The organism is Methylobacterium currus (assembly GCF_003058325.1).
Taxonomy (GTDB): Bacteria; Pseudomonadota; Alphaproteobacteria; order Rhizobiales; family Beijerinckiaceae; genus Methylobacterium; species Methylobacterium currus.
The window spans coordinates 4,893,208-4,919,585 of record NZ_CP028843.1 but is presented as its reverse complement, the minus strand read 5'-3'; the positions used below and the strand labels follow the sequence as shown (position 1 = coordinate 4,919,585).

Annotated in this window: 25 protein-coding genes; 14 read left to right on the top strand and 11 right to left on the bottom strand. The window is 70.8% G+C overall.

What is annotated here, in order from left to right; genetic code table 11:
- Positions 1–70 precede the first annotated feature (70 nt).
- A complete protein-coding gene (gene coxB, locus DA075_RS22815; protein ID WP_174800175.1) occupies positions 71–943 on the bottom strand; it encodes a cytochrome c oxidase subunit II in 873 nt (290 codons plus the stop codon).
- A 301-nt stretch (positions 944–1,244) separates the two neighbouring features.
- Here coxB and DA075_RS22810 point away from each other — a divergent pair, with 301 nt between their 5' ends.
- The 6 genes from DA075_RS22810 to DA075_RS22785 all read left to right on the top strand — a co-directional run bounded on the left by DA075_RS22810 (position 1,245) and on the right by DA075_RS22785 (position 8,370).
- Complete coding sequence (locus tag DA075_RS22810) at positions 1,245–2,153, top strand: LysR family transcriptional regulator (protein ID WP_099955167.1); 909 nt, start codon at positions 1,245–1,247, stop codon at positions 2,151–2,153.
- Between the two features lie 178 nt (positions 2,154–2,331).
- A complete protein-coding gene (locus DA075_RS22805; protein WP_099955166.1) occupies positions 2,332–2,829 on the top strand; it encodes a formate dehydrogenase subunit gamma in 498 nt (165 codons plus the stop codon).
- Positions 2,826–4,388, top strand: a complete 1,563-nt coding sequence (locus DA075_RS22800) for a formate dehydrogenase beta subunit (RefSeq protein WP_099955165.1) — start codon at positions 2,826–2,828, stop codon at positions 4,386–4,388. Before DA075_RS22805 ends, DA075_RS22800 begins: the two co-directional genes overlap by 4 nt.
- 11 nt (positions 4,389–4,399) lie before the next feature.
- On the top strand, positions 4,400–7,261 hold the full coding sequence (gene fdhF / locus DA075_RS22795; RefSeq protein ID WP_099955164.1) for a formate dehydrogenase subunit alpha: 2,862 nt from the start codon (positions 4,400–4,402) through the stop codon (positions 7,259–7,261).
- Positions 7,248–8,069, top strand: coding sequence for a formate dehydrogenase accessory sulfurtransferase FdhD (gene fdhD, locus DA075_RS22790; protein ID WP_244936292.1), 822 nt, complete (start codon positions 7,248–7,250; stop codon positions 8,067–8,069). The genes fdhF and fdhD overlap by 14 nt, the downstream gene beginning before the upstream one ends.
- A 10-nt stretch (positions 8,070–8,079) precedes the next feature.
- Entirely contained in the window at positions 8,080–8,370 is a 291-nt protein-coding gene (locus DA075_RS22785; RefSeq protein WP_099955162.1) for a formate dehydrogenase subunit delta, read from the top strand.
- A 347-nt stretch (positions 8,371–8,717) separates the two neighbouring features.
- Here DA075_RS22785 and DA075_RS22780 read toward each other — a convergent pair whose 3' ends face one another.
- Positions 8,718–10,466, bottom strand: coding sequence for an ATP-binding response regulator (locus DA075_RS22780; RefSeq protein ID WP_099955161.1), 1,749 nt, complete (start codon positions 10,464–10,466; stop codon positions 8,718–8,720).
- A 341-nt stretch (positions 10,467–10,807) separates the two neighbouring features.
- Here DA075_RS22780 and DA075_RS22775 point away from each other — a divergent pair, with 341 nt between their 5' ends.
- From DA075_RS22775 to DA075_RS22760, 4 genes are all read left to right on the top strand, one after another.
- Positions 10,808–11,053, top strand: coding sequence for a hypothetical protein (locus DA075_RS22775; RefSeq protein ID WP_232387404.1), 246 nt, complete (start codon positions 10,808–10,810; stop codon positions 11,051–11,053).
- Positions 11,054–11,315: 262 nt separating this feature from the next.
- The gene (locus DA075_RS22770) at positions 11,316–12,017 is read left to right on the top strand and encodes a winged helix-turn-helix domain-containing protein (protein WP_232388540.1); all 702 of its coding nucleotides are present in this window, start codon (positions 11,316–11,318) and stop codon (positions 12,015–12,017) included.
- 93 nt (positions 12,018–12,110) lie between these two features.
- Positions 12,111–13,004: a serine O-acetyltransferase gene (cysE, locus tag DA075_RS22765; protein ID WP_099955159.1), complete on the top strand. Its 894-nt coding sequence runs from the start codon at positions 12,111–12,113 to the stop codon at positions 13,002–13,004.
- A 269-nt stretch (positions 13,005–13,273) separates the two neighbouring features.
- Positions 13,274–13,471, top strand: coding sequence for a DUF3126 family protein (locus DA075_RS22760; RefSeq protein ID WP_210344710.1), 198 nt, complete (start codon positions 13,274–13,276; stop codon positions 13,469–13,471).
- Between the two features lie 144 nt (positions 13,472–13,615).
- Here the strand turns inward: DA075_RS22760 and DA075_RS22755 are convergent, their stop codons facing one another.
- Positions 13,616–14,323, bottom strand: coding sequence for a hypothetical protein (locus tag DA075_RS22755; protein WP_099955158.1), 708 nt, complete (start codon positions 14,321–14,323; stop codon positions 13,616–13,618).
- Positions 14,324–14,575: 252 nt separating this feature from the next.
- Between DA075_RS22755 and DA075_RS22750 the strand changes: the two genes are divergently transcribed.
- Positions 14,576–14,905 carry a DUF6949 family protein gene (locus DA075_RS22750; RefSeq protein WP_099955157.1) on the top strand — a complete coding sequence of 110 codons (330 nt, stop codon included), beginning with the start codon at positions 14,576–14,578 and terminating at the stop codon, positions 14,903–14,905.
- A 528-nt stretch (positions 14,906–15,433) separates the two neighbouring features.
- Here the strand turns inward: DA075_RS22750 and DA075_RS22745 are convergent.
- The 4 genes from DA075_RS22745 to DA075_RS22730 all read right to left on the bottom strand — a co-directional run bounded on the left by DA075_RS22745 (position 15,434) and on the right by DA075_RS22730 (position 18,382).
- Positions 15,434–16,141 (bottom strand): transglutaminase-like cysteine peptidase, encoded by a 708-nt coding sequence (locus DA075_RS22745; RefSeq protein ID WP_099955156.1) that lies wholly within the window; start codon positions 16,139–16,141, stop codon positions 15,434–15,436.
- A 145-nt stretch (positions 16,142–16,286) separates the two neighbouring features.
- On the bottom strand, positions 16,287–16,940 hold the full coding sequence (locus DA075_RS22740) for a transglutaminase-like cysteine peptidase (RefSeq protein WP_099956740.1): 654 nt from the start codon (positions 16,938–16,940) through the stop codon (positions 16,287–16,289).
- A gap of 176 nt (positions 16,941–17,116) precedes the next feature.
- Entirely contained in the window at positions 17,117–17,623 is a 507-nt protein-coding gene (gpt, locus tag DA075_RS22735; RefSeq protein WP_099955155.1) for a xanthine phosphoribosyltransferase, read from the bottom strand.
- Positions 17,624–17,629: 6 nt separating this feature from the next.
- Complete coding sequence (locus DA075_RS22730; protein ID WP_099955154.1) at positions 17,630–18,382, bottom strand: competence/damage-inducible protein A; 753 nt, start codon at positions 18,380–18,382, stop codon at positions 17,630–17,632.
- Positions 18,383–18,552: 170 nt separating this feature from the next.
- On the opposite strand from DA075_RS22730, the gene sfsA reads away from it, so the two are divergent.
- On the top strand, positions 18,553–19,260 hold the full coding sequence (gene sfsA / locus DA075_RS22725) for a DNA/RNA nuclease SfsA (protein ID WP_099955153.1): 708 nt from the start codon (positions 18,553–18,555) through the stop codon (positions 19,258–19,260).
- Positions 19,261–19,264: 4 nt separating this feature from the next.
- On the opposite strand, the gene DA075_RS22720 is transcribed toward sfsA, so the two are convergent.
- Complete coding sequence (locus tag DA075_RS22720; protein WP_099955152.1) at positions 19,265–19,732, bottom strand: hypothetical protein; 468 nt, start codon at positions 19,730–19,732, stop codon at positions 19,265–19,267.
- Between the two features lie 261 nt (positions 19,733–19,993).
- Between DA075_RS22720 and DA075_RS22715 the strand changes: the two genes are divergently transcribed.
- On the top strand, positions 19,994–22,078 hold the full coding sequence (locus DA075_RS22715) for a methyl-accepting chemotaxis protein (RefSeq protein WP_244936290.1): 2,085 nt from the start codon (positions 19,994–19,996) through the stop codon (positions 22,076–22,078).
- Between the two features lie 45 nt (positions 22,079–22,123).
- Here the strand turns inward: DA075_RS22715 and murJ are convergent, their stop codons facing one another.
- Together murJ and DA075_RS22705 are read right to left on the bottom strand one after the other, a co-directional pair.
- A complete protein-coding gene (gene murJ, locus DA075_RS22710) occupies positions 22,124–23,647 on the bottom strand; it encodes a murein biosynthesis integral membrane protein MurJ (RefSeq protein ID WP_099955151.1) in 1,524 nt (507 codons plus the stop codon).
- A gap of 49 nt (positions 23,648–23,696) precedes the next feature.
- Positions 23,697–24,722 carry a glycosyltransferase family 2 protein gene (locus DA075_RS22705; protein ID WP_099955150.1) on the bottom strand — a complete coding sequence of 342 codons (1,026 nt, stop codon included), beginning with the start codon at positions 24,720–24,722 and terminating at the stop codon, positions 23,697–23,699.
- A 102-nt stretch (positions 24,723–24,824) separates the two neighbouring features.
- Here DA075_RS22705 and DA075_RS22700 point away from each other — a divergent pair, with 102 nt between their 5' ends.
- Complete coding sequence (locus DA075_RS22700; RefSeq protein WP_099955149.1) at positions 24,825–25,667, top strand: ChbG/HpnK family deacetylase; 843 nt, start codon at positions 24,825–24,827, stop codon at positions 25,665–25,667.
- Positions 25,668–25,725: 58 nt separating this feature from the next.
- Here the strand turns inward: DA075_RS22700 and DA075_RS22695 are convergent, their stop codons facing one another.
- Positions 25,726–26,325 (bottom strand): superoxide dismutase, encoded by a 600-nt coding sequence (locus DA075_RS22695; protein WP_048429540.1) that lies wholly within the window; start codon positions 26,323–26,325, stop codon positions 25,726–25,728.
- Positions 26,326–26,378 lie beyond the last annotated feature (53 nt).

Here is a 26,378-nt window from a genome sequence, read left to right as displayed (position 1 = left end):
CTTGCCGCGCCGCCCCGCGTCATGAAATCAGTCGGCGTCCGCGGCCGGCCTTATTGCGCTTCCGCGAACCTTATTGCGCTTCCGCGAACTTGGCGCCGCCGTCGGTGCGGGCGAACTTGGTCTTGGCCTCCGCGGTCCAGGCCTGGAAGGCCTGCTCGCTCACCACCTTCACGGTGATCGGCATGTAGGCGTGGCGCTGGCCGCACAGCTCCGAGCACTGGCCGTGATAGGTGCCCTCGCGCTCGGCCTTGAACCAGAACTGGTTGAGGCGGCCGGGGATCGCGTCGATCTTGAAGCCGAAGGACGGCATCGCCCAGGAATGCATCACGTCGGCGGCGGTGACCTGGACCTTCACGATCTTGTTCACCGGCACCACCATCTCGTTGTCGGTGGCGAGCAGCTTGGGCTGGCCGGACTTCACCTGGTCGTCGCCCTCGAGCAGGTTGGCGTCGAACTTGAAGCCGCCGACATCCTGCGGGTACTCGTAGGACCAGTACCAGGCATGGCCGATGACCTTGACCATCAGGTCGGCCTTCGGATCCGACAGCTGCGTGCGCAGCACCCGGAACGACGGGATCGCGATCGCCACCAGGATCAGCACCGGAACGATCGTCCAGGCGACCTCCAGCATCGTGTTGTGGGTGGTGCGCGACGGGGTCGGGTTCTTCGTCTCGTTGAACTTGACGATCACCGCGATCAGCAGGGCGAGCACGAACAGGACGATGACGAGCATGATCCAGTTCAGGAGGTGGTGGAAATTGTAGATCTCCGTCGCCACCTCGGTCACGGGCCGCTGCAAGTCCATCTGCCACGGCACCGGCTGGCCCACGCCCGCCGCCGACACGGCCGTCGCGGTGCCGAGGATCCCGGTCGCTGCCAGCGCCGCGGCGCGTCCCCAGAACCCACGGCCCTTCAGCCGTCCTTGCGCCCTCGCCATCCCCATGGTGCCCTCGATGCTCCCCAACAGGCTGTCTGCCGGCAACGGCTGCCCGCGCGGCGGGAGCGCCGTCCTGTTTCGGCCGCACGGCGCCGGCCCGCCGCCCTGCGGCCGGAAGCCGGCCGAGACCCGGTCGGCGTCTCTCACCACAATGCCGCCGCAAGCGCAACGGCGTTGGCGTCGCATCGGCGTCCGGAATTCGCTTGTGGGCACTGGACATTCGTCGTGAGGCTCGAATGATTCCGCAAAAGCGCGCAGGGTCCCCCGGCGCCTCGTCGAGCGTGCCGGACGTGACCCTCACCCTTCGATGATCGACCGTCTCGAGTTCATCCTGGCGCTCGCCCGCGAGCAGCATTTCGGCCGCGCCGCCCAGGCCTGCGGGGTGTCGCAGCAGACCCTCTCGGCCGGCGTCAAGCAGCTCGAGGAGCGCCTGGGTGTGCTCCTGGTGCAACGCGGCTCGCGCTTCCAGGGCTTCACCCCGGAGGGCGAGCGGGTGCTCGACTGGGCGCGGCGCATCGTCGGCGACGCCCGCGCCATGCGCCAGGAGGTGGCGGCCCTGCGCCGCGGCCTCTCCGGCACGCTCCGGATGGCGGCGGTGCCGACCGCGACCCCGATGGTGGCGGCGCTCACCACGCCGTTCCGCGCCCGCCATCCGGCGGTGCGCTTCTCGGTGCAATCCTCGACCTCGCACGAGATCACCCGCCAGATCGCCAATCTCGAGCTCGATGCCGGGCTGACCTATATCGAGGACGAGCCGCTCGGCCGCGTCACCGCGCTGCCGCTCTACCGCGAGCATTACCGGCTGCTCACCGCCGCCGACGGCATCTACGGCGCGCGTGCGAGCGTGACCTGGGCCGAGGTCGGGCGCATCCCGCTCTGCCTGCTAACGCCGGCGATGCAGAACCGCCGCATCATCGACCGCCACCTGCGCGCCGCCGGGGCGGAGCCGGCGCCGTTGCTCGAATCGAACTCGATGATCGTGCTCGTCACCCATGTGCGGACCGCCAAGTGGGCGAGCATCATGCCGGCGGCGCTCGCCGAGACCTTCCGCCTCACCGAGCGGGTGCGGGCGGTGCCGATCACCGATCCGGACGTCAGCCACATGATCGGCCTCGTCGTGCCCGAGCGCGACCCGATGACCCCGCTCGTCGCCGCCTTCCTGGCCGAGGCGCGGGCGATCGCCCCCGGGCTGGCGGCGGAGGTGGCGGCGCTCTGAAACGCCCGCCCCCGCCTCGAACTTTCGTCGCGGGCGCACCGCTTGTTCGGCCTTTCTCCCTCGTACCAGCCCGGTTTAACAAAAAATCCTTGTCGCGCCACCGAACCCGGCGATTGATCCGACGGCCTAGACCGCCCAGGCTGCAGCCTAGAACGACAACGATCTGGGTTGGAAACCGATGCCGGGCCGAGACCTTGGCCAAGCGAGCGCATGTGAGCCCTGGGACGCCGAGCGGGCGGCCGGGATCATCGCCGGCCACGCCCGCCGCGAGGGCGCGACGCTGCCGATCCTGCATGCGCTGCAGGAGACGTTCGGATATGTCGATGCGGAGGCGGTGCCTCTGATCGCCGAGGCGCTGAACCTGTCGCGCGCCGAAATCCATGGCTGCCTCACCTTCTACCACGACTTCCGAAGCGAGCCGGCGGGCCGCCACATCGTGAAGCTGTGCCGGGCCGAGGCCTGCCAGGCGGTCGGGGCCGACGCGCTGCACGCCGAGGTGCTGGCGCGCTACGACGTCGCCTGGCACGGCACGAGCCGGGACGGGCAGGTGACGGTAGAGCCGGTCTTCTGCCTCGGGCTCTGCGCCTGCGGCCCCGCCGCCCTGGTCGACGGCGAGCCGGTCGGCCGCCTCGATCTCGACACCCTGGCGGATGCGCTGACGGAGCGGGCCGCGTGAGCATCACCCTCTATCTGCCGAAGGACGCCGCCAGCCTCGCCCTCGGCGCCGACCGGGTCGCCAAGGCGCTGGGCCGGGCCGCTGCCGCCCGCGGCCTCGACGTCACCCTGGTGCGCACCGGCTCGCGCGGCCTGCTGTGGCTGGAGCCGCTCCTCGAGGTCGCGACGCCCGCCGGGCGCATTGCTTACGGGCCGGTGCGCCCGGGCGACATCGAGTCCCTGCTCGATGCCGGGCTGGCCGAGGGCGGCGCCCATCGCCTGCGGATCGGCCGACCGGAGGAGCACCCGTATCTCGCCCGCCAGCAGCGCCTGACCTTCGGCCGCTGCGGGATCGTCGATCCGGCCTCGGTCGAGGATTACCGGGCCCATGGCGGCTACCGCGGCTTGGAGGCCGCGCTCGCGGCCGGTCCCGCCGGCATAGTCGAGGCGGTGAAGTCCTCCGGCTTGCGCGGCCGCGGCGGTGCCGGCTTCCCGACCGGCATCAAGTGGAACACGGTGATGCTGGCCGCGGCGGATCAGAAATACGTGGTCTGCAACGCGGACGAGGGCGATTCCGGCACCTTCGCCGACCGGATGCTGATGGAGGGCGATCCCCTCACGCTGATCGAGGGCATGACGATCGCCGCCGTCGCGGTCGGGGCGACGCGGGGCTACATCTATTGCCGCTCCGAGTATCCGCACGCCTTCGCGGCGCTCAACACCGCCATCGCGGCGGCGGAGAGGGCGGGCACTCTCGGCGCCGACGTGATGGGCTCAGGCCGCGCCTTCCACCTCGAGGCACGCCTCGGGGCCGGCGCCTATATCTGCGGCGAGGAAACCTCGCTCCTGGAGAGCCTGGAGGGCAAGCGCGGGATCGTGCGGGCCAAGCCCCCGATCCCGGCGCTGAAAGGCCTGTTCGGCCAGCCGACGCTCGTCAACAACGTGCTGTCCTTCGCGGCGGTGCCGTGGATCCTGGAGCATGGCGGTCCCGCCTATGCCGCCTACGGCATGGGGCGCTCGCTGGGCACCCTGCCGATCCAGCTCGCCGGCAACGTGAGGCGCGGCGGCCTGATCGAGACGGCCTTCGGGCTCACGCTCCGCGAGGTGATCGAGGAGATCGGCGGCGGCACCGCCTCCGGCCGTCCCGTGCGGGCGGTCCAGGTCGGCGGGCCGCTCGGCGCCTACTTCCCCGAGAGCCTGTTCGACACCCCCCTCGACTACGAGGCCTTCGCGGCGAAGAAGGGCCTGCTCGGCCATGGCGGCATCGTGGTGTTCGACGACACCGTCGATCTCGCGCGCCAGGCCCGCTTCGCCTTCGAGTTCTGCGCCGCGGAATCGTGCGGCAAGTGCACGCCGTGCCGGATCGGCGCCGTGCGCGGGCTGGAGACGATCGACAAGGTGATCGCCGGCGAGTCGCCGCGCGAAAACCTCGCCCTCGTCACCGACCTCTGCGAGGTGATGACCGACGGCTCGCTCTGCGCCATGGGCGGGCTGACGCCCGTGCCGGTGATGAGCGCGCTCACCCATTTCCCGGAAGATTTTTCCGGCCGCGGCGCCCGGTTGCCGCTGGCCGCCGAGTGAGGACGCGTCCGATGGCCCTCATCAAGGAAGTCGACTACGGCACCCCGATCCGCGTCTCGGACCAGACCGTGACGCTGACGATCGACGGCCAGAGCGTCACAGTTCCGGCCGGCACCTCGGTGATGGCGGCGGCGATGCAGGCCGGCACGCAGATCCCGAAGCTCTGCGCCACCGATTCGCTCGAACCCTTCGGCTCCTGCCGCCTCTGCCTCGTCGAGATCGACGGGCGGCGCGGCACGCCGGCCTCCTGCACCACGCCGGCCGAAGCGGGCATGGTGGTGCACACGCAGTCGGACAAGCTCGCGCGCCTGCGAAAAGGTGTGATGGAGCTCTACATCTCCGACCACCCCCTCGACTGCCTCACCTGCTCGGCCAACGGCGATTGCGAATTGCAGACGCAGGCCGGGACGGTCGGCCTGCGCGAGGTGCGCTACGGCTATGACGGCGCCAACCACGTCTCGAAGAATTCCGAGCTCTACCTGCCGAAGGACGAGTCGAACCCGTACTTCGCCTACGACCCGTCGAAGTGCATCGTCTGCAACCGCTGCGTCCGGGCCTGCGAGGAGGTGCAGGGCACCTTCGCGCTGACCATTGCCGGCCGCGGCTTCGATTCGCGGGTGGCGGCCGGGCCGACCGACTTCTTCAACTCCGAATGCGTCTCCTGCGGCGCCTGCGTGCAGGCCTGCCCGACGGCGACGTTGCAGGAGAAATCCGTCATCGCCATGGGGCAGCCCGAGCATTCCAAGGTGACGACCTGCGCCTATTGCGGCGTCGGCTGCTCGTTCAAGGCCGAGATGCAGGGAGACCGGATCGTCCGGATGGTGCCCTACAAGGAGGGCAAGGCCAACGAGGGCCATTCCTGCGTCAAGGGCCGCTTCGCCTACGGCTACGCCACCCACCAGGACCGCATCACCACGCCGATGGTGCGGGACAAGATCACCGATCCCTGGCGCGAGGTGTCCTGGGAGGAGGCGATCCAGCACGCGGCATCCGCCTTCAAGCGCATCCAGGCGCAGTACGGGCGCGATTCGATCGGCGGCATCACCTCGTCGCGCTGCACCAACGAGGAGGCCTACCTCGTCCAGAAGCTGGTGCGCGCCGGTTTCGGCAACAACAACGTCGATACCTGCGCCCGGGTCTGCCACTCGCCGACCGGCTACGGGCTGATGTCGACGCTCGGCACCTCCGCCGGCACCCAGGACTTCAAGTCGGTCGAGCAATCCGACGTGATCCTGGTGATCGGCGCCAACCCGACCGACGGTCACCCGGTCTTCGGCTCGCGGATGAAGAAGCGCCTGCGCCAGGGCGCCAAGCTGATCGTCATCGATCCGCGCCGGATCGACCTCGTCAAGTCGCCCCATATCCGGGCGACGCATCACCTTCCGGTCAAGCCGGGCGCCAACGTGGCGATGGTCAACGCGCTCGCCCATGTCGTGGTCACCGAGGGGCTGGTCGACGAGGCCTATGTCCGCGCCCGCTGCGACCTCAAGGATTTCGAGATCTGGGCCCGCTTCATTGCCGACGAGCGCCACGCGCCGGAGGCGGTGCAGGCGCTGACCGGCTGCGACCCGGCCGAGGTGCGGGCCGCCGCCCGGCTCTACGCCAAGGGCGGCGCGGCGGCGATCTATTACGGGCTCGGCGTCACCGAGCACAGCCAGGGCTCGACCATGGTGATGGGCATGGCGAACCTCGCCATGGCCACCGGCAATATCGGCAAGCCGGGCGCCGGCGTGAACCCGCTGCGGGGTCAGAACAACGTCCAGGGCTCCTGCGACATGGGCTCGTTCCCGCACGAGCTGACAGGCTACCGCCACGTCTCGGACGACGCGACCCGGGAGACCTTCGAGGCCCTGTGGGGCGCGCAGCTCTCGCCCGATCCGGGCCTGCGCATCACCAACATGCTCGACGAGGCCGTCGCCGGCACGTTCAAGGGGCTGTATATCCAGGGTGAGGACATCGCCCAGTCCGACCCCGACACGCACCACGTGACGGCCGGCCTGAAGGCGATGGAATGCATCGTCATCCAGGACCTGTTCCTGAACGAGACCGCGAAATACGCCCACGTCTTCCTGCCGGGCGCCTCGTTCCTGGAGAAGGACGGCACCTTCACCAATGCCGAGCGGCGGATCAGCCGGGTGCGCCAGGTGATGGCGCCGATGGGCGGATACGGCGACTGGGAGGGCACGATGCTGCTCTCCAATGCGCTGGGCTACCCGATGAACTACAGCCACCCGTCCGAGATCATGGACGAGATCGCCAGCCTGACCCCGAGCTTCGCCGGCGTCTCCTACGCCAAGCTGGAGGAACTCGGCTCGATCCAGTGGCCCTGCAACGACAAGGCGCCGCAGGGTACGCCGATGATGCATGTCGACCGCTTCGTGCGCGGCCTCGGCCGGTTCATGCTGACCGAGTTCGTGCCCTCCGACGAGCGCACGACGCGCAAGTTCCCGCTGATCCTGACCACGGGGCGGATCCTGTCGCAGTACAATGTCGGGGCGCAGACGCGGCGCACCGCCAATTCGCTGTGGCACCCGGAGGACGTGCTGGAGATCCATCCCTTCGACGCCGAGAGCCGCGGCATCGTCGACGGCGACCTCGTCAGCCTGGAGAGCCGGTCGGGCGACATCGCCCTCAAGGCCCGGGTCACCGAGCGGATGCAGCCCGGCGTCGTCTACACCACCTTCCACCACGCCAAGACCGGTGCCAACGTCATCACCACCGACTATTCGGACTGGGCCACCAACTGCCCCGAGTACAAGGTGACGGCGGTGCAGGTTCGGCGTACCAACCGGCCGTCCGATTGGCAGGCCCGGTTCTATGAGGAAGACATCTCCCTCACCCGCATCGCCCACAACCTCGATGCCGCCGAGTAGCGGCGTCGCGACGAGCGTCCCCGTCCCGACCCGGGTCGTCGCCTATGGGCGCGGCGAGGCGCGGGAGCGGACGCGCCCGCTCGCGGTCGAGATGCCGGTGAACGTGATCTACGGCGACGTGCCTTACGCCGTCATGATGACGACGCCCGCCGACCTCGAGGATTTCGCCTACGGCTTCAGCCTGACCGAAGGGATCGTGGCCGGCGCCGACGAGATCCGCGGCGCCGCGGTCGAGGCCGGGGAGGGGGGCTTGCGCCTCGTCGTCGACCTCGCGCCGGGGCGCCTGCGCGAGCATCTCGCCCGCAAGCGGGCGCTGTCGGGCCGCACCGGCTGCGGCGTCTGCGGCATCGACGACCTGAAGGACATTCCCCGGTCGGAGCGGCGCGCGGCGGACGGCGTCGCGATCTCCCTCTCGGCGGTCGAGCGGGCGCTGAAGGCCCTCGACGACCTCCAGGTGCTCGGCCGCGAGACCCGGGCGGTCCACGCCGCCGCCTGGGCCGACCGAGACGGCAACGTCGTGACGGTGCGCGAGGATGTCGGCCGGCACAACGCCCTCGACAAGCTGATCGGGGCGCTGCTGCGGGCGAGCATCCGGGCCGAGGACGGCTTCCTCGTCATCACCAGCCGCTGCTCGTTCGAGATGGTCGAGAAGGCCGCGAGCTTCGGCGCTGCCGTGCTGGTGGCGATCTCGGCTCCGACCTCGCTCGCGGTCGAGCGGGCCACCCTGCACGGCCTGACGCTGGCGGCGATCGCCCGCCACGATACCGTCACCCTGTTCACCGCCCCCGAGCGCCTGACCCTTCCGTGAGTGTTTCGCAATGAGCGCCGTCGATCCCCACGAGAAGCTCGTCCGCATGGCGAACCAGATCGCCGCCTTCTTCCGCTCCTACCCGCAGGACGAGGCGGTGGCGGGCATCCACAAGCACATCACGGCGTTCTGGACCCCGCGCATGCGCGACCAGCTCGTCACGTATTGCGAGGAGGCCGATCACGGCCTCGACCCGCTCGCCCTGACCGCCCTGAAGATCACTCCGAAGGCGAAGAGCCCGATCCCGGACGCGGTGGCGGACCCGCAGGAGCAGGGGCTCGGGGCGAGCGATGCGGGGTGAGGCAGGTCGCCAAGCCATCTTGCGACCAAAACTGACCTGTCGTCATCTGACGAGGTGATCGAGCGGAAACCGCCAAGGCACCACAGCCTCACACCCGGCAAGCGGCCGTGTGTCTTGGACGAGAGCATCGCCGGTCACGAACCCGGGAGGCGACGATGGTGTGGTTCCTGCCACGCTTTCGCGTTTCGATGGTCTATTAAGCGAGTGCGGAGGACCAGTGTAGTCCTGATGCTCCGCGTACAGCTCGGCTAAGCAAGCCCCATCGAAAGGAGCGAGGAGCGGAAGCTCCTCGCCCCGCTCCAGGGCCGAACTGTATGGCCCGCCGACCAACAGTCAACACGCCGCGCTCATACCACCTCCCCAACCCCGTTCGGCAGCCGGATCGCGAAGGTCGAGCCCGGCTCGTGCGCGTGAGTCTCGGCCGTCGCCCGGCCGCCATGCAGCTCGGCGATGCGCTTGACGATCGACAGCCCGAGCCCCGTCGAGCCCTCGCCGGCGGTCGGCTTGGCCGAGAGGCGCTGGAAGCGGCCGAACAGGCGGCCGGTATCCTCCGGCGACAGGCCGGGCCCGTGGTCGCGCACGGCGTAGACCGTCTCCGCCTCCTCCTGCGCCACCGTGACGACGATCTCGGCCCCGGCCGGCGAATACTTGATGGCGTTCGAGATCAGGTTGTCCATCGCCTCGCGCAGGCGCTCGGCGTCGCCGTGGAGCGTGAGGCTGTGGGGAATCGCCGAGCGCAGGGTCTGGCCCTTGGTCTCGGCGAGCGGCGCGTTGGCCTGCGACACTTCCCGGGCGAGCCCGGCGAAATCCACCGGCTCGCGCCGGAGCACGATGTCGAGGGCGTCGTTCATCGCGTCGGCGATCAGGGTCTCGATCATCCCGGTGAGGCGGCGCGCCGTCTCGCGGATATGGCCGATCTGGGCGTGCATCGCCTCGGTCGGCGGCGGGTTGGCGTCGATCATGTCGCCCAGCATCTCGGTCCGGCCGAGGATGACGGAGAGCGGGTTCTTCAGGTCGTGGGCGACCGTGCCCAGGATCTCGGTCTTGAGCTGGTTGGCGCGCCGCAGGTCCGAGCGCTGCATGGCCAGCCGGCGGTTCGCCCGCATCAGCTCGCCGGTGCGCTCCACCACCCGCTGCTCCAGGCCGATATTGGCCCGCTGCAATTGCTCGTAGAGGATCACGTTGTCGAAGGCGACCGACAGGCGCGAGGTGAACAGGCCGATCAGGGCGCGGTCGGTCTCCGAGAGCGAGCGGTCGGCCTTCAGGAGGGCGACGATCTCGCTGCCGCTCGCGGTGTGGACGTAGAGGGTCGACCAGCGGTCGCCGAAGGTGTGGCGCCGCTCGGAGAAGGCGCGGGCGACGATCGCCCGCACGTCGTCGTCGAGGGGCTGCTGCCGGTCCCCGCCGGCGAGGTGCTGGTAGCAGCCCGAGCCCGCGAGCACGCTCACCGCATCCTGCGGCCCGGATTGCTCGCGCAGGACCAGGATGCCCTCGCAGGCGACGTTGAGCAGCGACGACACCTGGGTCAGCACGCCCTCGGCCAGCCGCTGCATCGACTTGTAGTCGAGCAGCATCGGCGCGGCGTCGATGATGATCTCGAGCCCGCGCCGCGTCTCCTCCAGGCGCTTGAGCTGCTGGTAGGCGCGCAACGCCGCGGTCAGGCTGGTGAACAGCTTGTCGGCGGTGAGCTCCGTCTTCGCCTTGTAGTCGTTGATGTCGTAATCGACGATGACGCGCCGCTCCGGCGCCTGGCCGGGCTGGCCGGTGCGCAGGATGATGCGCACGGTCTCGTCCTTCAGCTCGCGCCGGACGAAGTCGACGAGCCTCAAGCCCGCGTCGTCGGTCTCCATCACCACGTCGAGCAGGATCACCGCCATGCCGCGCCGGCCCGACAGCATAGCCCTGGCCTCGGATGCCGAATAGGCCGAGATGAGCTCGAGACCCGCCCCGTCGAGGCGGTAGCCCGAGAGGGCGAAGCGCGTGCCCTCGTGCACCGCGGGATCGTCGTCCACCACCATCACCGGCCAGGCGGCGGCTTGCAGGTCCTCGCCGGGCTCGTCGTCCGGCAGCAGGAAGAGGATGTCGTCGTCGCTCATCGACCGTCCAAGTCTCGCTCCAAGCATCGATCATTTCGGCGTGCAGGCCCGGCCGCGCCGGCGGCCCGCAAGGCTTGGCGCCGGCATCCTGGCCGGGAGGACGCGGAACGACAAGGTCGCCGCAGACGAAGTGTCCCCCTCCTATTTGATTTGTCCTGCCTCGACCGATCGGTGGAGCGACGGCATCGCGGCGGATGACCGGATCATCGGGCCTCGCGCGGGACACGACACGGCCCGTCAGGTGCGCGAGAGCACATCCCGGACGGCGACATTCGCGACGTAATGATCGCGCAACAGAGCCCGCCTACAAGCGCCCCGCTTGCAGAACAGGGAGGCACGCCATGCTTCACGTGGTCCCGGGACATGTCGGCGCGACCGCCGCTCCGCTGCCGGGTGACGCGCCCTGGGGGCAGGAACAGCCCTGGCGGAACGATCTGGAAGCCCTGAACGCGCTGCTACAGGATTCCCGCCCGCGGCGCCTGAGCCGGGCGCAGATCGCCGCCCTGATCGAGGCCGAGGCGCCCGGCGCCCTCTCGGACGCCGCCCGTGCCCGGATCGCCGAGCGGCTCGCCCGCATTCTCGCCTGAGACGGCGGACCGGCCGCGGCGATCGGATGAGCTGAGGACAAATTTGGCGCCGCAGCCCGGCTACCGGCGCGGCACGTGGACGGAATGCGCCCAGCACGGCATTGTCGTCACTGGCGCTCCGGCCTCTCGGGGCCGCTGCGGCACGGGGGCGCAGGATGATGGCGAGGCGGGGACACGGGCCGGCGGCCCACCCGGGGGCGGCGTGAAGGCCGGTGCGGCGCCGCACGTCGTGGTGGTGGACGACGAGCCCGACGCCCGCGCCATGGTGGGCGACTACCTGCGGATGCACGGTTTCGAGGTCAGCCTGTGCGACGGCGGCCGCGCCCTGCGCCGGCGCCTCGTCGAGGTCGCACCCGACCTGATCGTCCTCGACCTCAACATGCCGGAGGAAGACGGGCTGTCGATCGTGCGCGACCTCAAGGGCCGCTCGACCATCCCGATCATCATGCTCACCGCCACCGCGAGCCCGATCGACCGGGTCGTCGGCCTCGAGCTCGGGGCGGACGATTACCTGCCCAAGCCCTGCGAGCTGCGCGAGCTCGTCGCCCGCATCCGCTCGGTGCTGCGCCGGGCCGCGCAGGCGCGCGGCACGTCCCCCGACCCGGCCCGACCGGGGACCCAGCAAGGGGTCCAGCCTTCGGCGAAGCCGGAGAGCGGCGTCCGCTTCGGCCGGATGATCGTCGACACCGAGACCCTGCGCCTGCGCGACGAGGCCGGCACCGAGCAGATCCTGACCCGCTCCGAATACGCGCTGCTCAAGGCCTTCCTCGACAATCCCAAGCGGGTGCTGACCCGGGAGCGCCTGCTCGATCTCGCCGATGCCCGCGATCCCGAGGCGTTCGATCGGGCGATCGACGTGCGGATCAACCGCATCCGCAAGAAGGTCGAGCCCGATCCGGCCAATCCCCGCTTCATCAAGACCGTCAGGGGCATGGGCTACGTGTTCCGGCCGGAGGGCGATTGAGGACCGGGCTGCGTTGCCGCAGACGGGCGTGATGGGGGGCTTGATGAACGGCGGGTGCGTCTCCACGCTATCCTGGGAGAATGCCGTCGCGCTATGAGCGGCGGGTGGCGATTCGTCCGCCCGCCGCCGCTGCCGAGGAGAAGGCCGTTGTCGCCCAGCCGCGCTCCCACCATCCCCGATGCCGATCCGGTCGCCGGCACCGTCGACCCGGTCTGGCGGCGGCTGCGCCAGGAGGCCGAGGCCGTGATGCGCGACGAGCCGCGCCTGGCCTCGTTCCTGTTCGCCAGCGTGCTCAACCACGCCACCCTCGAATCGGCGGTGGCGCACCGCGTCGCCTCGCGGCTCGGCCATCCGGCGCTGACCGCCGACCTGATCGCCCAGAGCTTCGGCGAGGCGGTGGCGGACGATCCCGGCATCGGCCAGGCCTTCCGGGCCGATATCGGCGCGGTGATCGACCGCGACCCGGCCGCCGGCCGGGCGATCGAGCCGGTCCTGTACTTCAAGGGCTTCCACGCCATCCAGGCCCACCGCCTGAGCCACTGGCTCTGGACCCGCGGCCGGCGCGACTTGGCGCTCTACCTCCAGAGCCGCTCCTCCGAGGTCTTCCAGACCGACATCCACCCGGCGGCCCGGATCGGCCGCGGCATCTTCCTCGACCACGCCACCGGCCTCGTCGTCGGCTCAACGGCGGTGATCGAGGACGAGGTGTCGATGCTGCACGACGTCACCCTCGGCGGCACCGGCAAGCATGGCGGCGACCGCCACCCGAAGATCCGTCAGGGCGTGATGATCGGCGCCGGCGCCAAGATCCTCGGCAATATCGAGGTCGGCGCCCGCGCCCGGGTCGCCGCCGGCTCGGTGGTGCTCCAGGCGGTGCCGCCCTGCACCACGGTGGTGGGCGTTCCGGCCCGGGTGGTCGGCTCGGCCGGCTGCTCCGACCCGGCGCGGGCGATGGACCAGTTCATCCACCTGATGGACGGCATCTGACGGAACGGGATCTGCCCTGAGAGGACGGGTGCTCCCGCCGAAGCCGCCTTGCCGACCCGGCCCTCCCGTGGCAAGGCGGAAGCCCTACCGACCCAAGCCCCCCGTGGGCCGCCCGCGCGGCGCGCCCGGAGGGGAGGGGGCGTTGTCGCATCCCGAGCCCGCCCGCGGCTCTCGGGGTCCTCAATGAAGGCGGTACGCGCCGCGCTCGCTCCGGGTGCGGTCGCTGCGACGCCCAAGCACGTGAAGAGGCCAGCGTGAACAAGACCGAGATGACGAAGGTGGAAGGCTACCTTCGCCGCACTTTCGCCAACCACAACATCCGGCTCGTCGCCCGTCCCAAGAAGACGGATTCGGCCGAGGTCTATATCGGCGAAGAGTTCGTCGGCGTGCTGTCGGTCGACGATGAGGACGGCGACCGTTCGTTCAATTTCTCGATGGCGATCCTCGACACCGACCTGGACGAGTAGTCTCAGGCATTACGGGCTGCTTGATCGGTTGCGCCGGTCGATTTGCTGCTCATGCCCACGTCCCTCTCCGTCATCCCGGGTTCCGCTGCGCGGCCCTCGGATGACGGAGAGGTTTGGAAGGGGTCGATCAGCTCAAACAGGCTGTCAGGGGCTTACGCCGAACAGCCGCTCCAGCCCGGCGAGGCCGGCGTTCCAGGAGGCGAGCCGGTCGGCCGAGAAGCGCAGGCGCAAGGCCAGGGTACCGACCCGGATCTCGCTGAGGCAGGCGGCGTCCGGCTCCGGCATCGGCCCGGTGGCGCAACGCGCCGCGAACCGGCTGCCCTCGCCTTCCGCCAGGTAGAGGTCCTCGCCCTCGAAGGGCGTGCCGGCCCGGAAGCGCCGGCGCATCAGGCCGTCAGTCAGCGGCTGCGCCTCGGCGGTCAGGAAGCGGGCGTAGCGCCGGGCCGGGCTCAAGGGGGCCTCCGTCTCGGGCGCGCGGGTCGCCGTCACCCGCATCAGGCCGGGCAGGGCGCTGCCCGTCAGGTCGCTCCACGGAATGGCCAGATCGATCCGCTCCGACACTGCCTCGGCGGCACCGGGCCGCACGATCCAGGCCGCGGGCAGCACGAGGGGACGGGGCGTCAGGGTGCTCACCACCACCGGCCCGGCGGGCGCCGGCGGGCGGGCGAGCCAGGCCGCGACGACGCCGGTGAGGGCGAGCGAGCCGGCGAGGCCGAGGGCCGCCGCCAGGATCAGGCGCCGGTCGGCCGGTTGACCGGCAACCGGCGGGACTGAGGACGGCCGGCCGATCCGGCTCGAGCGCACCACATCCCGTTCGAGACGCGCCGCGGCGGCGCTCAGTGCAGGCCCCATGGCGCCCGCCTCCGATTCGTTCGATCGATGCCCGGAAAGGGCATGTCCCTGAACGTTCGGCTCCGACCGTTAACGGCTCCTTACCAGAACCCGGTCAGGGGGCGAAAATCTGTGGCTCGGCTGCGTCATGCCGAGAGGATTCCCGCAATGGGACCCGCCTCAAAGATCTGTGGATAACGAAAAATTAACCATAACCCAAAATCGCGCCTGGCGCAGGGTGGGACGAACGCGCTTGCCGGAATTTAACCTCCCATGAACCTCTCGCCCTCCGCCCTCGAGAACATCCAGACCCTGGTGCTCGGCCTCGCCTTCGCGGGCCTGCTGGCAAGCGCCTTCGAATGGGCGACGGCGCGGCGGGCGAGTTTCGGTCTCCTGTCTGGGGGCGGCCTCGTGGCGCTCGCCTCCCTGCCGATCCTCGCCTTCGGGGCACCGTTCATCATCCTGCGCAACACCGTGCGCGGGCGGCGGATCGAGAGGCGCCCGATGCCCTTCGTGATGCTGGCGACGATGCTCGCCTGCGGCTGGAGCCTTGTCTCGGGCCGGGTCGTGCTCGATCTCGCTCATCTGGTCTCGGGCGCCTGAGGCACGCGGTCCGGGCCAAAGCCGTCGTCGTGTGCACGGCCTTGACCTTGCGGGAGCAACGCAGGTTCTCGCACGCATCCCTCCCGTCCGGGATGCGTGCCGGCCTGCCGATCACCCGTCTCTCCTGTGCCTGACGGTCGGCCGTGCCGTCCGCGCCGCCAAGACCGGGCGATCCTCGACCTGGGACTGGACCGACATCATGCCGGCCTTCGGCGGCCTCGCCGACATCCCTCGACGGAGTGCGGACCGGACCTTCTCGGTTCACCAAGCGACGGACGGCGCAGCGCGCGATCGTCTGGAGCGTGAACTCCAAGAGAAACCGACAGGCTTCTGTGCGACCGGCTCCTCGACGCCGATACGGTCGCGAACCGGGCGCGGCTGGCGGAGGAATGCGCCGCCCTGGGCAAATGGCAGGAAGCCTCAGTCCTGGGACCGGCTGCGCCTATGCGCAAGCTCCAGGCAATGCGGGGCCGTATCGCGGAGGACGTCCTGCGCCGGACCTGGCCGGCCCTCCGGCGACCCCGCGGATCAGCGATTCGCCGTGGTGACCGGCGAAGTGACGCCGTTGAGCGCGACCCAGGCGAGACCGTCCTGGCCTTCGCGCTTCACGTAGGTGTAGCCGGTGCGCTGCCAGGGCAGGATCGCGTTGGTCTTGTTGTCGAGGATGTAGTCGCCGCGGTCGGTGCGGACCATCAGGACGGCGTGGCCCTCGCCGATCTCGTCGATCACCACCGTCATCCGCAGGGCGCGGCGGGCGAGGCCGCGCTCCACCAGCATCCGGCGCTTGAGGAGCTGGTAATCCTCGCAATCGCCCATGCCGTCATCGGGAAAATCCCAGCGGTCGACGACGCCCCAATGGTCCTGGTCGATCACCGGGCGGATGCGGCTGTTGACGCGCCGGTTCACTGCCGTGAGCGTGCGCCAGAGGGACGGCGTCATCGTCAGCGTGGCCGGCTCGCGGGTGTCGACGGCGCATTCCGCGGGGTAGCGGGCACAGAAATCGGTCCAGGCGCTCACGGGCTTGGCCGCGCCGCCGCGCTCGATCGCCGCGCTGGCATCGGGCAGAGCCGCCAGGGTCTGGGTCTGTCCCTGCGCCGTGGCGCCACCGATGAGCAGCAGCGTCCCGAGAAGTCCCAGCTGCGCCGCCCGGGCGCCGCGCTTCAGGAGGCCCTGGCGATCGACATGCCGCGCATCGACATGGCTCGCCCGGCCGAGGCCGTCCATCACTGCCCGCATTGCCCCATCGACTCTAGCTTGGTTCTTGCATCCAAGCTGCCACGGGGCCGAGCGGCGCTCAACCGAAAAATTTAAACCCTGGTAAACGCCCCTGCCGCACTTTGGTTCCAATTCGATACGCAGATTTTCCGGCTGATTCGGCGTGTCACCGATTGGCGGTAACGGTCGGGGCGGTGGCGCCGCCGAGCGACACCCAGGCGGTGGCGTCCTGCGACTCGCGCTTGATGAAGGTGTATCCGGTCTTGTGCCAGGGCAGCACGGCGCTGGTCTTGTTGTCGAGGACCAGATCGCCGCGGTCGGTGCGCAGCATCAGCACCGCGTGGCCCTCGCCCTTCTCGTCGATCACCACCGTCATCCGCATCGCCCGTCGCGGCAGGCCGGCCTGCGCCAGGAGCTTGCGCTTGAGGAGCTGGTAATCCTCGCAATCGCCCGAGCCGTCCTCGGCCAGGTCCCAGCGGTCCGGCACGCCCCAATGCTCCTGGTCGGTGACCGCGCGCAGGGACGCGTTGACCTGGCGGTTGATGCCGGTGACCGTCTGCCACAGCCGCGGGGTGAGCGTCACCTGCGCCGGCTCGCTGGCATCCACCGCGCATTCCGACGCGTAGCGGGCGCAGAACTCGACCCAGCCGACGATCGGCCTGGCGTGGCCGAGATCCGGGGCGCCGACGCTCGGCACCGGCAGGGCGGCGAGGGTCTGGGCCGCCGCCTCGTTGCACCGGGCCGACACCACAGCCGCCGTGAGCATCGCCGTGCCGCCGACCAGAACCCGCTTCACCTGCTGCCCGAAACCCGTGGTCATCTGCGCCATCCCCTTCGTTACGAAGGAGAATGGCTCCCGACCTGCTCGGCCGCACTGAAATGGATCCGCGCAATTTTATCGATCGGCCTGCTCGGCGGGCGGCGCCGCGGACAGGGCCAAGACCTCGCTCAACTGGTCCGGCACATTCGCCGGACCGCGTTAGGGGATCGATGACCTTAACCGGACGTTCCGGGCTGGATCGGCGCCTGGTAGGTCAGGCCCATGTCCCATGGGAAGTAGATCCAGGTGTCCTGGCTGACTTCCGTCACGAAGGTGTCGATCAGCGGACGGCCGGCGGGCTTGGCGTAGACCGTGGCGAAGTGGGCCTCCGGCAGCATCGCCCGCACCACCTGGGCGGTCTTGCCGGTGTCGGTCAGGTCGTCGAGGACCAGCACGCCGCGGCCCTGGCCGTCGCCGATGGCCCGGATGCTCGGGGCCACGTCCTTGAGCACCGTGAGGGCGCCCTGCTCCTGGTAATCGTGGTAGCTCGCCACGCACACCGTCTCGATCAGCCGGATGCCGAGCTCGCGCGCCACGATCGCGGCCGGCACCAGGCCGCCGCGGGTGATGCAGACGATGGCCTCGAACGGGCCGGCGCCGGCGAGCCGCCAGGCCAGCGCCCGGGCGTCGCGGTGGAACTGGTCCCAGGAGACCGGGAAAGCCTTGTCGCTCGGAGCAGCCATGGCGGTTCAGTTCCGTTCGGCCTGGAGGCGCGAGACCAGCGCCTCGATCTCGGCGCGCGCCGCGGCCAGGGCCTCCGGCTCGCGCCCGCGCACGACGATCTGGTTGCGAAAACCCGCCGCGGTCATCGACGGGTAGGAGCCGATCGAGACGCCAGGATGCGCCTTGGCGATGAGCGCCAGCCCTTCGGCGTAGCCGCCCTCCGGCAGGTTGCCGGCCTCGATCGTCTCGGCGCTCACCCGCGCGCCGGTCTTCAGCCGCGGGGCGACCGAGTCGAGCATCGCCTGCATGATCGACGGCACGCCCGCCATCACGATCACGTTCTCGATCATGAAGCCCGGCGCCTTCGAGATCGGGTTCTCGATCAGCTCGGCCCCGAACGGGATGCGGGCCATGCGCAGGCGGGCCTCGTTGAGATCCTCCGGCTTGATCCGCTCGAGCAGCATCGCCTTCGCCTGCGGGTCGACGTCGATCCCGACGCCGACGGCTTCAGCCACGCAATCGGCCGTGATGTCGTCGTGGGTCGGCCCGATCCCGCCGGTGGTGAACAGGTAGGTGTAGCGGCCGCGGAGCGCGTTGACCGCCGCCACGATCTCCTCGGCCACGTCCGGCACCACCCGCACCTCGCGCAGGTCGATGCCGGAATTGGTCAGGTACTCGGCGATGTAGCCGATATTCTTGTCCTTGGTGCGTCCGGACAGGATCTCGTCACCGATGACCAGGATGGCGGCCGTGACCGGGGCGGGGCTGGCGTCAGGCATCTGGAGGGTCTTCTTCTGTGCTGCCCGCCGCCGCGGCGGCAGCAGGGGTGGTGCCCGCCTTATCGCGGCGCCACCCGGGGCTCAAGCGTGACACCCCGGCGCTCTCCGGGTTAAGCGCCGGGAATGCCCATCGCGTCCGTCGTCCCATTCGGCTTCCCATTCGGTTTCCCATGCGCTTTCCCGGCCCGCTGACCGAAGGGCGGCTGGTCCGCCGCTACAAGCGCTTCCTCGCCGATGTCGAAATGGCGGATGGCCGCCTCGTCACCGCGCATTGCGCCAATCCGGGAGCGATGCTGGGCCTCGTCGAGCCCGGCCGGCCGGTGCTGCTCTCGGCCTCGACCAACCCGGCCCGCAAGCTCGCCTGGTCCTGGGAGCTGGTCGAGGCCGACCTGCCCGGCGGGCCGCAATGGGTCGGCATCAACACCGCCCGGCCGAACGCCCTGGTGGCCGAGGCGTTTCACGAGGGGCGCCTGTCCCCGCTTTCCGGCGCCACGTCCTGGCGTGCGGAGGTCGCCTATGGCCGTGCGAGCCGCGTCGATTTCCTGGCCGGCGATGCGGCCGGGCCCATCCATGTCGAGGTGAAGAACTGCCACCTGATGCGCCGGCCCGGCCTCGCCGAGTTCCCGGATTGCGTCGCCGCCCGCAGCGCCCGCCACATGGACGAACTCGCCGAGGTGGTGCGCCTGGGCGGGCGCGCCGTGGTGATCTGGGTGGTGCAGATGCGGGCGGAGCGGTTCGCCGTCGCGGGCGACCTCGATCCGGGCTTCGACGCCGCGTTCCGGCGCGCCCGGGCGGCCGGGGTGGCGGCGCACGCCTTCACCTGCCGGATCGACCGGAACGCGGTGACGATCGGGACGGAGATCCCGATCGTCGAATGACATCCTACCAGCGTCCGGGGCCGGGCTCGTCGTCCCAGTGCCGGTGGCGGTGCCAGGGCGGCGGACCGCCCCACCGGGGGCCGTCGCGGTAGCCGCCCTCCCGGTCGCCGGGACCTTCGTCGCAGACCCGCACCCGCCGCACCACCTCGTCCCCGTCCGGGTCGATGCGGCGCTTGACGAAGACCCGGCAGGATTCGGGGCCATGGACGAAGCGCGGCGGGGGAGGAGGAGGCGCGCGCCACTCGCCCCGGCCCTCGAAGCGGGGCGGCGGATCCTCGTCGAGATCGGCCGCGGCGGCCGGACCGGCAAGCGCGAGGAGGGCGAGGGCGCCGAGGACGAGGCGGGCGGTCGGGCGCGGGGGGCGCACGGTCATGGCGGGCGACTCTTCGGTGGCGATCTTGGCTGGCGAAGCCGCCTCGGCCGTCAGGACTGGCCTGGCGGGCGGGACGGGGGCGGTGATGACCGCCGGCATGGGGGCATCCTCGTGCGCCCGCGTTGAACCGCGGCTGAAGCGGCCGTTGCCCGGCAGACAGGTTTTCGGCGAGCGGCGGGGCGGAGGACCGGGCGCGCCGGTCACGGCGGGATCGCCAGTCAAGCACACCAGCGATATATGCCGCAAGGACATGCGGGATCTCGCTCCAGAATGACGCAGAACCGATCGGTAACTCCCCTGCGGTAAGCATCGGTTAGAGACGCAGATCTCCCCTCGCGCCGATCCCGGGATACGCCATTCGTGACCATCAAGAGGCTTCTTTTCTCATCCATCGTGGCGATCGGCGCGATCGCCTGCGCCCTGGCGGCCACATTGGCGTTCCTCCACCGGTCCCGGATCACGGAGATCGACGGTGGCCTGCGCCGCGTCGACATCGTGCGGGCGATCGCGGCGATCCCGCAGGCCGTCAACATCGAGCGCGGCCTGACGGGCCTGATGCTGCCGACGGCGTCGCTCGACGAGGCCACGCGCCATGCCGGGCTCGCCGATCTGCGCCGCCGCTCGGACGAGACCGTGGCCGTCTTCCGCCAGGCGGTCGAGGCCAGCGCCGCGACGCTGCCGGAGGCGGCCTCGCTCCGGGCGAAGGCCGCGGAGATCGAGGCCGCCTTCGGGGCGGCCCGCCGGTTGGCCCAGGCCCGGTTCGCCCTGCCGCCGGAGCAGCGCGGCGATGCCATCGACGCCTTCACCAAGGCGATGGGGTCGGTCGGCGGCATCGCCGTGACGACGGCGGCCGACGTGACGCGCGATCTCGCCGCGATCGATGGCCGGGCCCATCGCTGGATGCAGATCGCCGCGGCGGCCGGCGAGCTGCGCGACATCGGCGGACGGCTGGCCGGCCTGCTCCAGAACTTCGTCGTCCTTCGCAAGCCGGTGACGCCCGCGCAGCGGATCGAGTTCTGGACCTTCCAGGGCCGCGTCGACCAGCTCCTCGCCGGGCTCGGGAAGGCGGCCGCCGACCCCACCGCCGACACGGAGGTGGCGGTCGCCATGGAGGGGATGCGCAGCGGCTACGTCCGGGTCTTCTCGGACCTGGAAAAGGAGCTGCTCCCCCATTTCGACACGGGCGCCTTCCCGCTCGACGGCGTGGGCTACCGCGACCGGGCCGTCCCGATGTGGCCGCCGATCCTGCGCCTGCGCGACGCCATCTTCGACCGGGCGGCCGCCATCCTGGCCGAGCGTCGCGCCGAGGCCGAAGGCGGGCTCCGCCAGGCGCTGGCCGGCTTCGCGGCGACCGTCGCGGTCGGCATCGGCGTGCTGGTCCTGGCGATGGTGCGGGTGATCCGGCCCCTGACCGGCATGGCCCAGGCGATCGGCCGCGTCGCCCAGGGCGATCTCGCCGTCGCGATCCCGGGCGCCGGGCGCCGCGACGAGATCGGCGCGATCGCGGGCGCCGTCGCGGTGTTCAAAGACAGCCTGATCCGCAACCGGGCCCTCGAAGCGGAGGCGTCCACCACGCGGGCCGGCGAGGAGTCGCGGCGGCGCTCCGACCTGCACCGGATCGCCGATCGGCTCGAAGGGGCGGTGAGCGCGGTCGTCGGCGGCGTGGCGCAGGCGGCCACCGAGATGCAGGAGACCGCCCACGCCATGGCGGCCTCCGCCGCGCGGACCGTCGACCAGAGCCACGCGGTCGCGGCGACGGCCGGCCAGACGGCCGCCAACGTGCACACCGTCGCGGCGGCGGCCGAGGAACTCGGATCGTCCATCGCCGAGATCAGCCGGCAGGTCGACGGGTCGGCCGACCTCGTCCGGGTCGCCGCGGCGGAAGCCGCCCAGACGGTGTCGCTGGTGCAGGATCTCAGCGGCGCGGCGGCCCGGGTCGGCGACGTGGTGGCGCTGATCTCCTCGATCGCCAGCCAGACCAACCTGCTGGCGCTCAACGCCACGATCGAGGCGGCCCGCGCCGGCCCCGCCGGACGCGGCTTCGCGGTGGTCGCCGCCGAGGTCAAGGAACTGGCCGGGCAGACGGCGAAGGCGACCGAGGAGATCACGAGCCAGATCTCGGCGATCCAGACCTCGACCGGACGGGCGGTCGGCGCGATCGACGGGATCACGGCGCGGATCGGGGAGATCTCCGGCGTGGCGAGCGCGATCGCCGCCTCCGTGCAGCAGCAGGGCGCGGCGACCCAGGAAATCGTCCGCAACGTCGCCGAGGCCGCCTCCGGCACCGGCGAGGTCACCAGCACCATCGGCACGGTCGCCCAGACCTCGGAGGAGACCGGGTCCGCCGCCGCCCAGGTGCTGGCCTCGGCCTCCGCGATGGCGCGGCGCACCGAGCAGCTGACCGGGGAGGTCGCGCAGTTCCTGGCGACGATCCGGGCCGCCTGATCCCGATCTGTCAGGTGCGTCCGGCTGCGACGACCGACGGGGCCGTCACACCCGCCGCAGCCGCACCCCGAACAGCCGCAGGGCCACGAGCAGCGTCGCCGCATAGGCGACGAGCCCGGCCATTCCCAGGGCCGTGAGCACCGCGAGATCGCGGAAGCGCGGCAGGGACGGCATCAGCCGCTCGATCAGGGGCAGGCCGCCGAGCGTGCAGGCAGCCAGCACCGCGCAGGCGGCCAGCACCCCACAGGCGGTGGCGATGAGCGTGCGGCTCGGGGCCGTCCAGCCGCGGCCATAGGCGAGGCAGAACAGGATCAGGACGTTGACCCAGACGCCCGCGGCGGTGGCGAGCGCCAGGCCCATCACCCCGAGCGGCCCGGTGAGCACGACCTTGAGCCCGACATTGACCGCGACCGCGGTGAGCGAGGCGACGACCGGCGTGCGGCTGTCCTGGCGGGCGTAGAAGCTCGCCACGACGCTGCGGATCAGCACCGCCGCCGGAAGCGCCAGGCCGTAGGCCGCCAGCACCGCGCCGGAGCGGGACGCCGCCTCGGCGTCGAAGGCGCCGCGCTGGAACAGCGCCGTCATGATCAGGTCCGGCACCAGCAGGAACGCGACCGCGAAGGGCGCCGAGAGGGCGAGGGAGAAGCCGGTGGCGCGGTTCTGCGCCGCGTGGGCGCCATCCGCGTCGTTCGCGGCGATGCGCCGGCTCATCTCCGGCAGGAGCACCGTGCCGGCCGCGATGCCGATGACCCCGAAGGGCAGCTGGTAGAGCCGGTCGGCGTAGTAGAGCGCCGAGACCGCGCCGGTCGGCAGGAACGAGGCGATGATCGTGTCGGCGAACATCGCGATCTGCACCCCCGCCGAGCCGATCACCGCCGGCCCCAGCATGGCGAAGAACCGTCGCATGCCGGAATCGCGCAAGGTCGGGCGCACGAGGGACGGCGCGAGGCCGGCCCGCCGGGCATCGGCCCAGACGAGGAGGAATTGCAGCACGCCCGACACCGCGACGCCCCAGGCGGCGGCGTAACCGGCATTCGGGAACAGGAAGGCGAGGGCGAGGGCGGCCAGCAGCGAGACGTTGAGCAGCACCGGCGCGGCCGCCGCCGCCGCGAAGCGCTTGCGGGCGTTGAGGATCCCGGAAAGCAGCGTCACCAGGGTGATGAACAGGAGATACGGGAAGGTGATGCGGGTGAGCGTCACGGCGAGCGCGAATTTCTCCGGCTCGTCGGCGAAGCCGGGGGCGAGCGCCCGCACGATCGCCGGCATCAGCGGCAGGGCGAGCGCCAGCAGCACCGCCTGGACCAGCAGCATCAGGGTGAAGACCCGGTCGGCGAAGGCGCGGGCCGCCCCGTCCTCCGCATCGAGGGCCGCATAGGTCGGCACGAAGGCGACGTTGAAGGCGCCCTCGCCGAAGATGGCGCGAAAGTGGTTCGGCAGCCGGAAGGCTACCACGAAGGCGTCGGCGACCGGGCCGGCGCCCATCACGGCGGCCATGACCACGTCGCGCAGGAAGCCGGTAGCCCGGGAGACCAGCGTCCAGCCGCCGACCGAGAGGATGCTGCGAATCATGCGGCGGTCATTAGCACAGGGTGAGTGCCGGAGGCGGGACGCAGAAGCCTCACGCGGCGCCGGAATAGCGCGCGCCCCGGTCCGCCCGGCGGTCGTCCCGCACCAGCCGGTCGTGGCCCGCAGCCGCCGGGCCGATCCGCTCGGCGACGACGTAGAGCGGGCGCCGTTTCACCTCGGCGAAGATGCGGCCGATATACTCGCCGATGATGCCGAGCGACATCAGCTGCACGCCGGAGAAGAACATCACCGAGACGATCAGCGAGGCGTAGCCCGGCACGTCGGGGCCGCGCAGCAGCGTATCGGCGACGAAGTAGAGCGCGGTCAGGAACGCGATGCCCGCGATCGCGCCGCCGAGATAGGTCCAGACCCGCAACGGCACGGTGGAGAACGAGGTGATGCCGTCGAAGGCGAAGCGGAAGAGCTTGCGGAAACTCCATTTCGAGCTGCCGTGCTGGCGCTCCTCGACCTGGTAGGGCACGCCGACCGAGCGGAAGCCGATCCAGGAATACAGCCCCTTCGAGAACCGGGCGCGCTCGGGGAGAGAGCGCAGCACCTCGACGCCCTTGCGGTCGATCAGGCGGAAATCGCCGGCGCCCTCGGGCAGCGGCATCTCGCCGAAGCGGGCGAAGAGCCGGTAGAACAGCCGCGCGAAGCCGCGCCGCATCGCGCTCTCGTCGTCGCGGTCGGTACGCTGGGCGTAGACCATCACGTTGCCCTCCTGCCAGCGCTCCCAGAAGGTCGCGATCAGCTCGGGCGGGTGCTGGAGGTCGGCATCCATGATCACCACGGCGCGGCCCTCGGCGTGGTCGAGGCCGGCCGCGATGGCGATCTCCTTGCCGAAGTTGCGGCTGAACGAGACCGCGCCAATGCGCGGCTCGGCCTGGTGATGGGCGGCCACCACCGCGGCGGTGTCGTCGCGGCTGCCGTCGTCGACGAACACCACCTCGTAAGACTGCGTCAGCCGCTCCAGCACCGGCAGCAGGCGGGCCAGCAGCGGGGCGACGTTGGCGCTCTCGTTGAAGACCGGTATGACGACGCTGAGGTCGACCGGCTCGGCTTGTCTGAACAGCTCCACGGCGCTGTCCCTCGTTTCGGTGTCGCGCCCCCGGCGCGGGCCGGCGGCTTTCGGTCATCAGGCCGGTGCAGGCACCGGTGGTTCGAGCGCGAGATCTAAGCCATGCTTCCTGAACGGCGCCCGGTCGTGCTCTGCGCCGACGATTACGGCCTGAGCCCGGGCGTCAGCCGGGGCATCCTCGCGCTGGCGCGGAGGAAGCGCATATCAGCCACCGGGTCGATGACCAACATCCCGGCCTTCCGGGACGCGGCACCGGCCCTGAGGGAGCTGCCCGGCACGGTCGGCCTCGGCCTCCACCTCACCCTGACCGCCGGCGCGCCCCTCGGGCCCCTGCCGCGCCTCGCCCCGGACGGGCGCCTGCCACCCCTCGGGCGCCTGCTGCGGCTCGCCCTGTCGGGTCGGCTGAGGCCTGCCGAGATCCGCCCCGAGATCGAGCGCCAGCTCGACGCCTTCGTGGCCGCGATGGGCCGCCTGCCGGACTTCGTCGACGGGCACCAGCACGTCCATGTCCTGCCCGGGGTGCGGGGAGCGCTGCTCGCGGCGCTGGCAGAGCGGGAGTGGCGCGGCTGGCTGCGCGATCCGGGCGACCGCCCGGGCGCCATCCGGGCGCGGCCGCACGCCGGCAAGGCAATGGTGGTCGCGGGGCTCGGCCTCGGCTTCGGGCCCGCGGCCCGGCGGGCGGGGTTCTCCACCAATCGCGGCTTCTCCGGCTTCTCCGATTTCGCGGAGGGGGCAGGGTTCGCGGACGCCTTCGAGCGGAGCTTCCGGGCGCTCGGCCCGGCTCCGGTGGTGATGTGCCATCCGGGGGAGATCGACGACGGCTTGCGCGCCCTCGACCCGGTGGTGGCGAGCCGGCCGCTGGAGCTGGCCTATCTCGGCTCGGCGCGGTTCGGGGAGTTCCTGGAGCGGGAGGGATTGCGGCTGGTGCCCGGGCCCGCCGCATAGAAAAGCCCCCTCGCCCGGGCGGGGAGGGGGCTCTTGCTGGACGATGCCGCGTCGCCGATCAGGCGATCGCCTCGCCGTACATCTTCTCGACGTGCTCCCAGTTCACCAGGTTCTCGATGAACGCCTTGAGGTAGTCGGGACGGCGGTTGCGGTAATCGATGTAGTAGGAGTGCTCCCACACGTCGACGCCGAGGATCGGCTTGGCGCCGTGCACCAGGGGGTTCTCGCCGTTCGGGGTCTTCATGATCTCGAGCTTGCCGTTCTTCACGGCGAGCCAGGCCCAGCCGGAGCCGAACTGCGACACGCCGGCCTGGATGAAGTCGGCCTTGAACTTGTCGGTGCCGCCGAGGTCCTCGGCGATCTTCTTCTCCAGCGCGCCCGGGATCGCGCCGCCGCCGTTCGGCTTCATCCACTGCCAGAAGTGGATGTGGTTGTAGTGCTGGCCGGCGTTGTTGAAGAGGGGCTGGTTCTGGCCGTAGGAGGCCTTCACCACCTCCTCGACGCTCTTGCCGGCGAGCTCCGAGCCCTCGAGGAGCTTGTTGCCGGTGTCGACATACGCCTTGTGATGCTTGTCGTGGTGGAACTCCAGGGTCTCCTTCGACATGTAGGGCTGCAGCGCGTCGTAGGCGTAGGGGAGTTCGGGCAGCGTGAAGGCCATCGGCGTGTCTCCGGATCGCTTGGGCTCGAAGCGCTTGGGCTCGAAGCATTCGG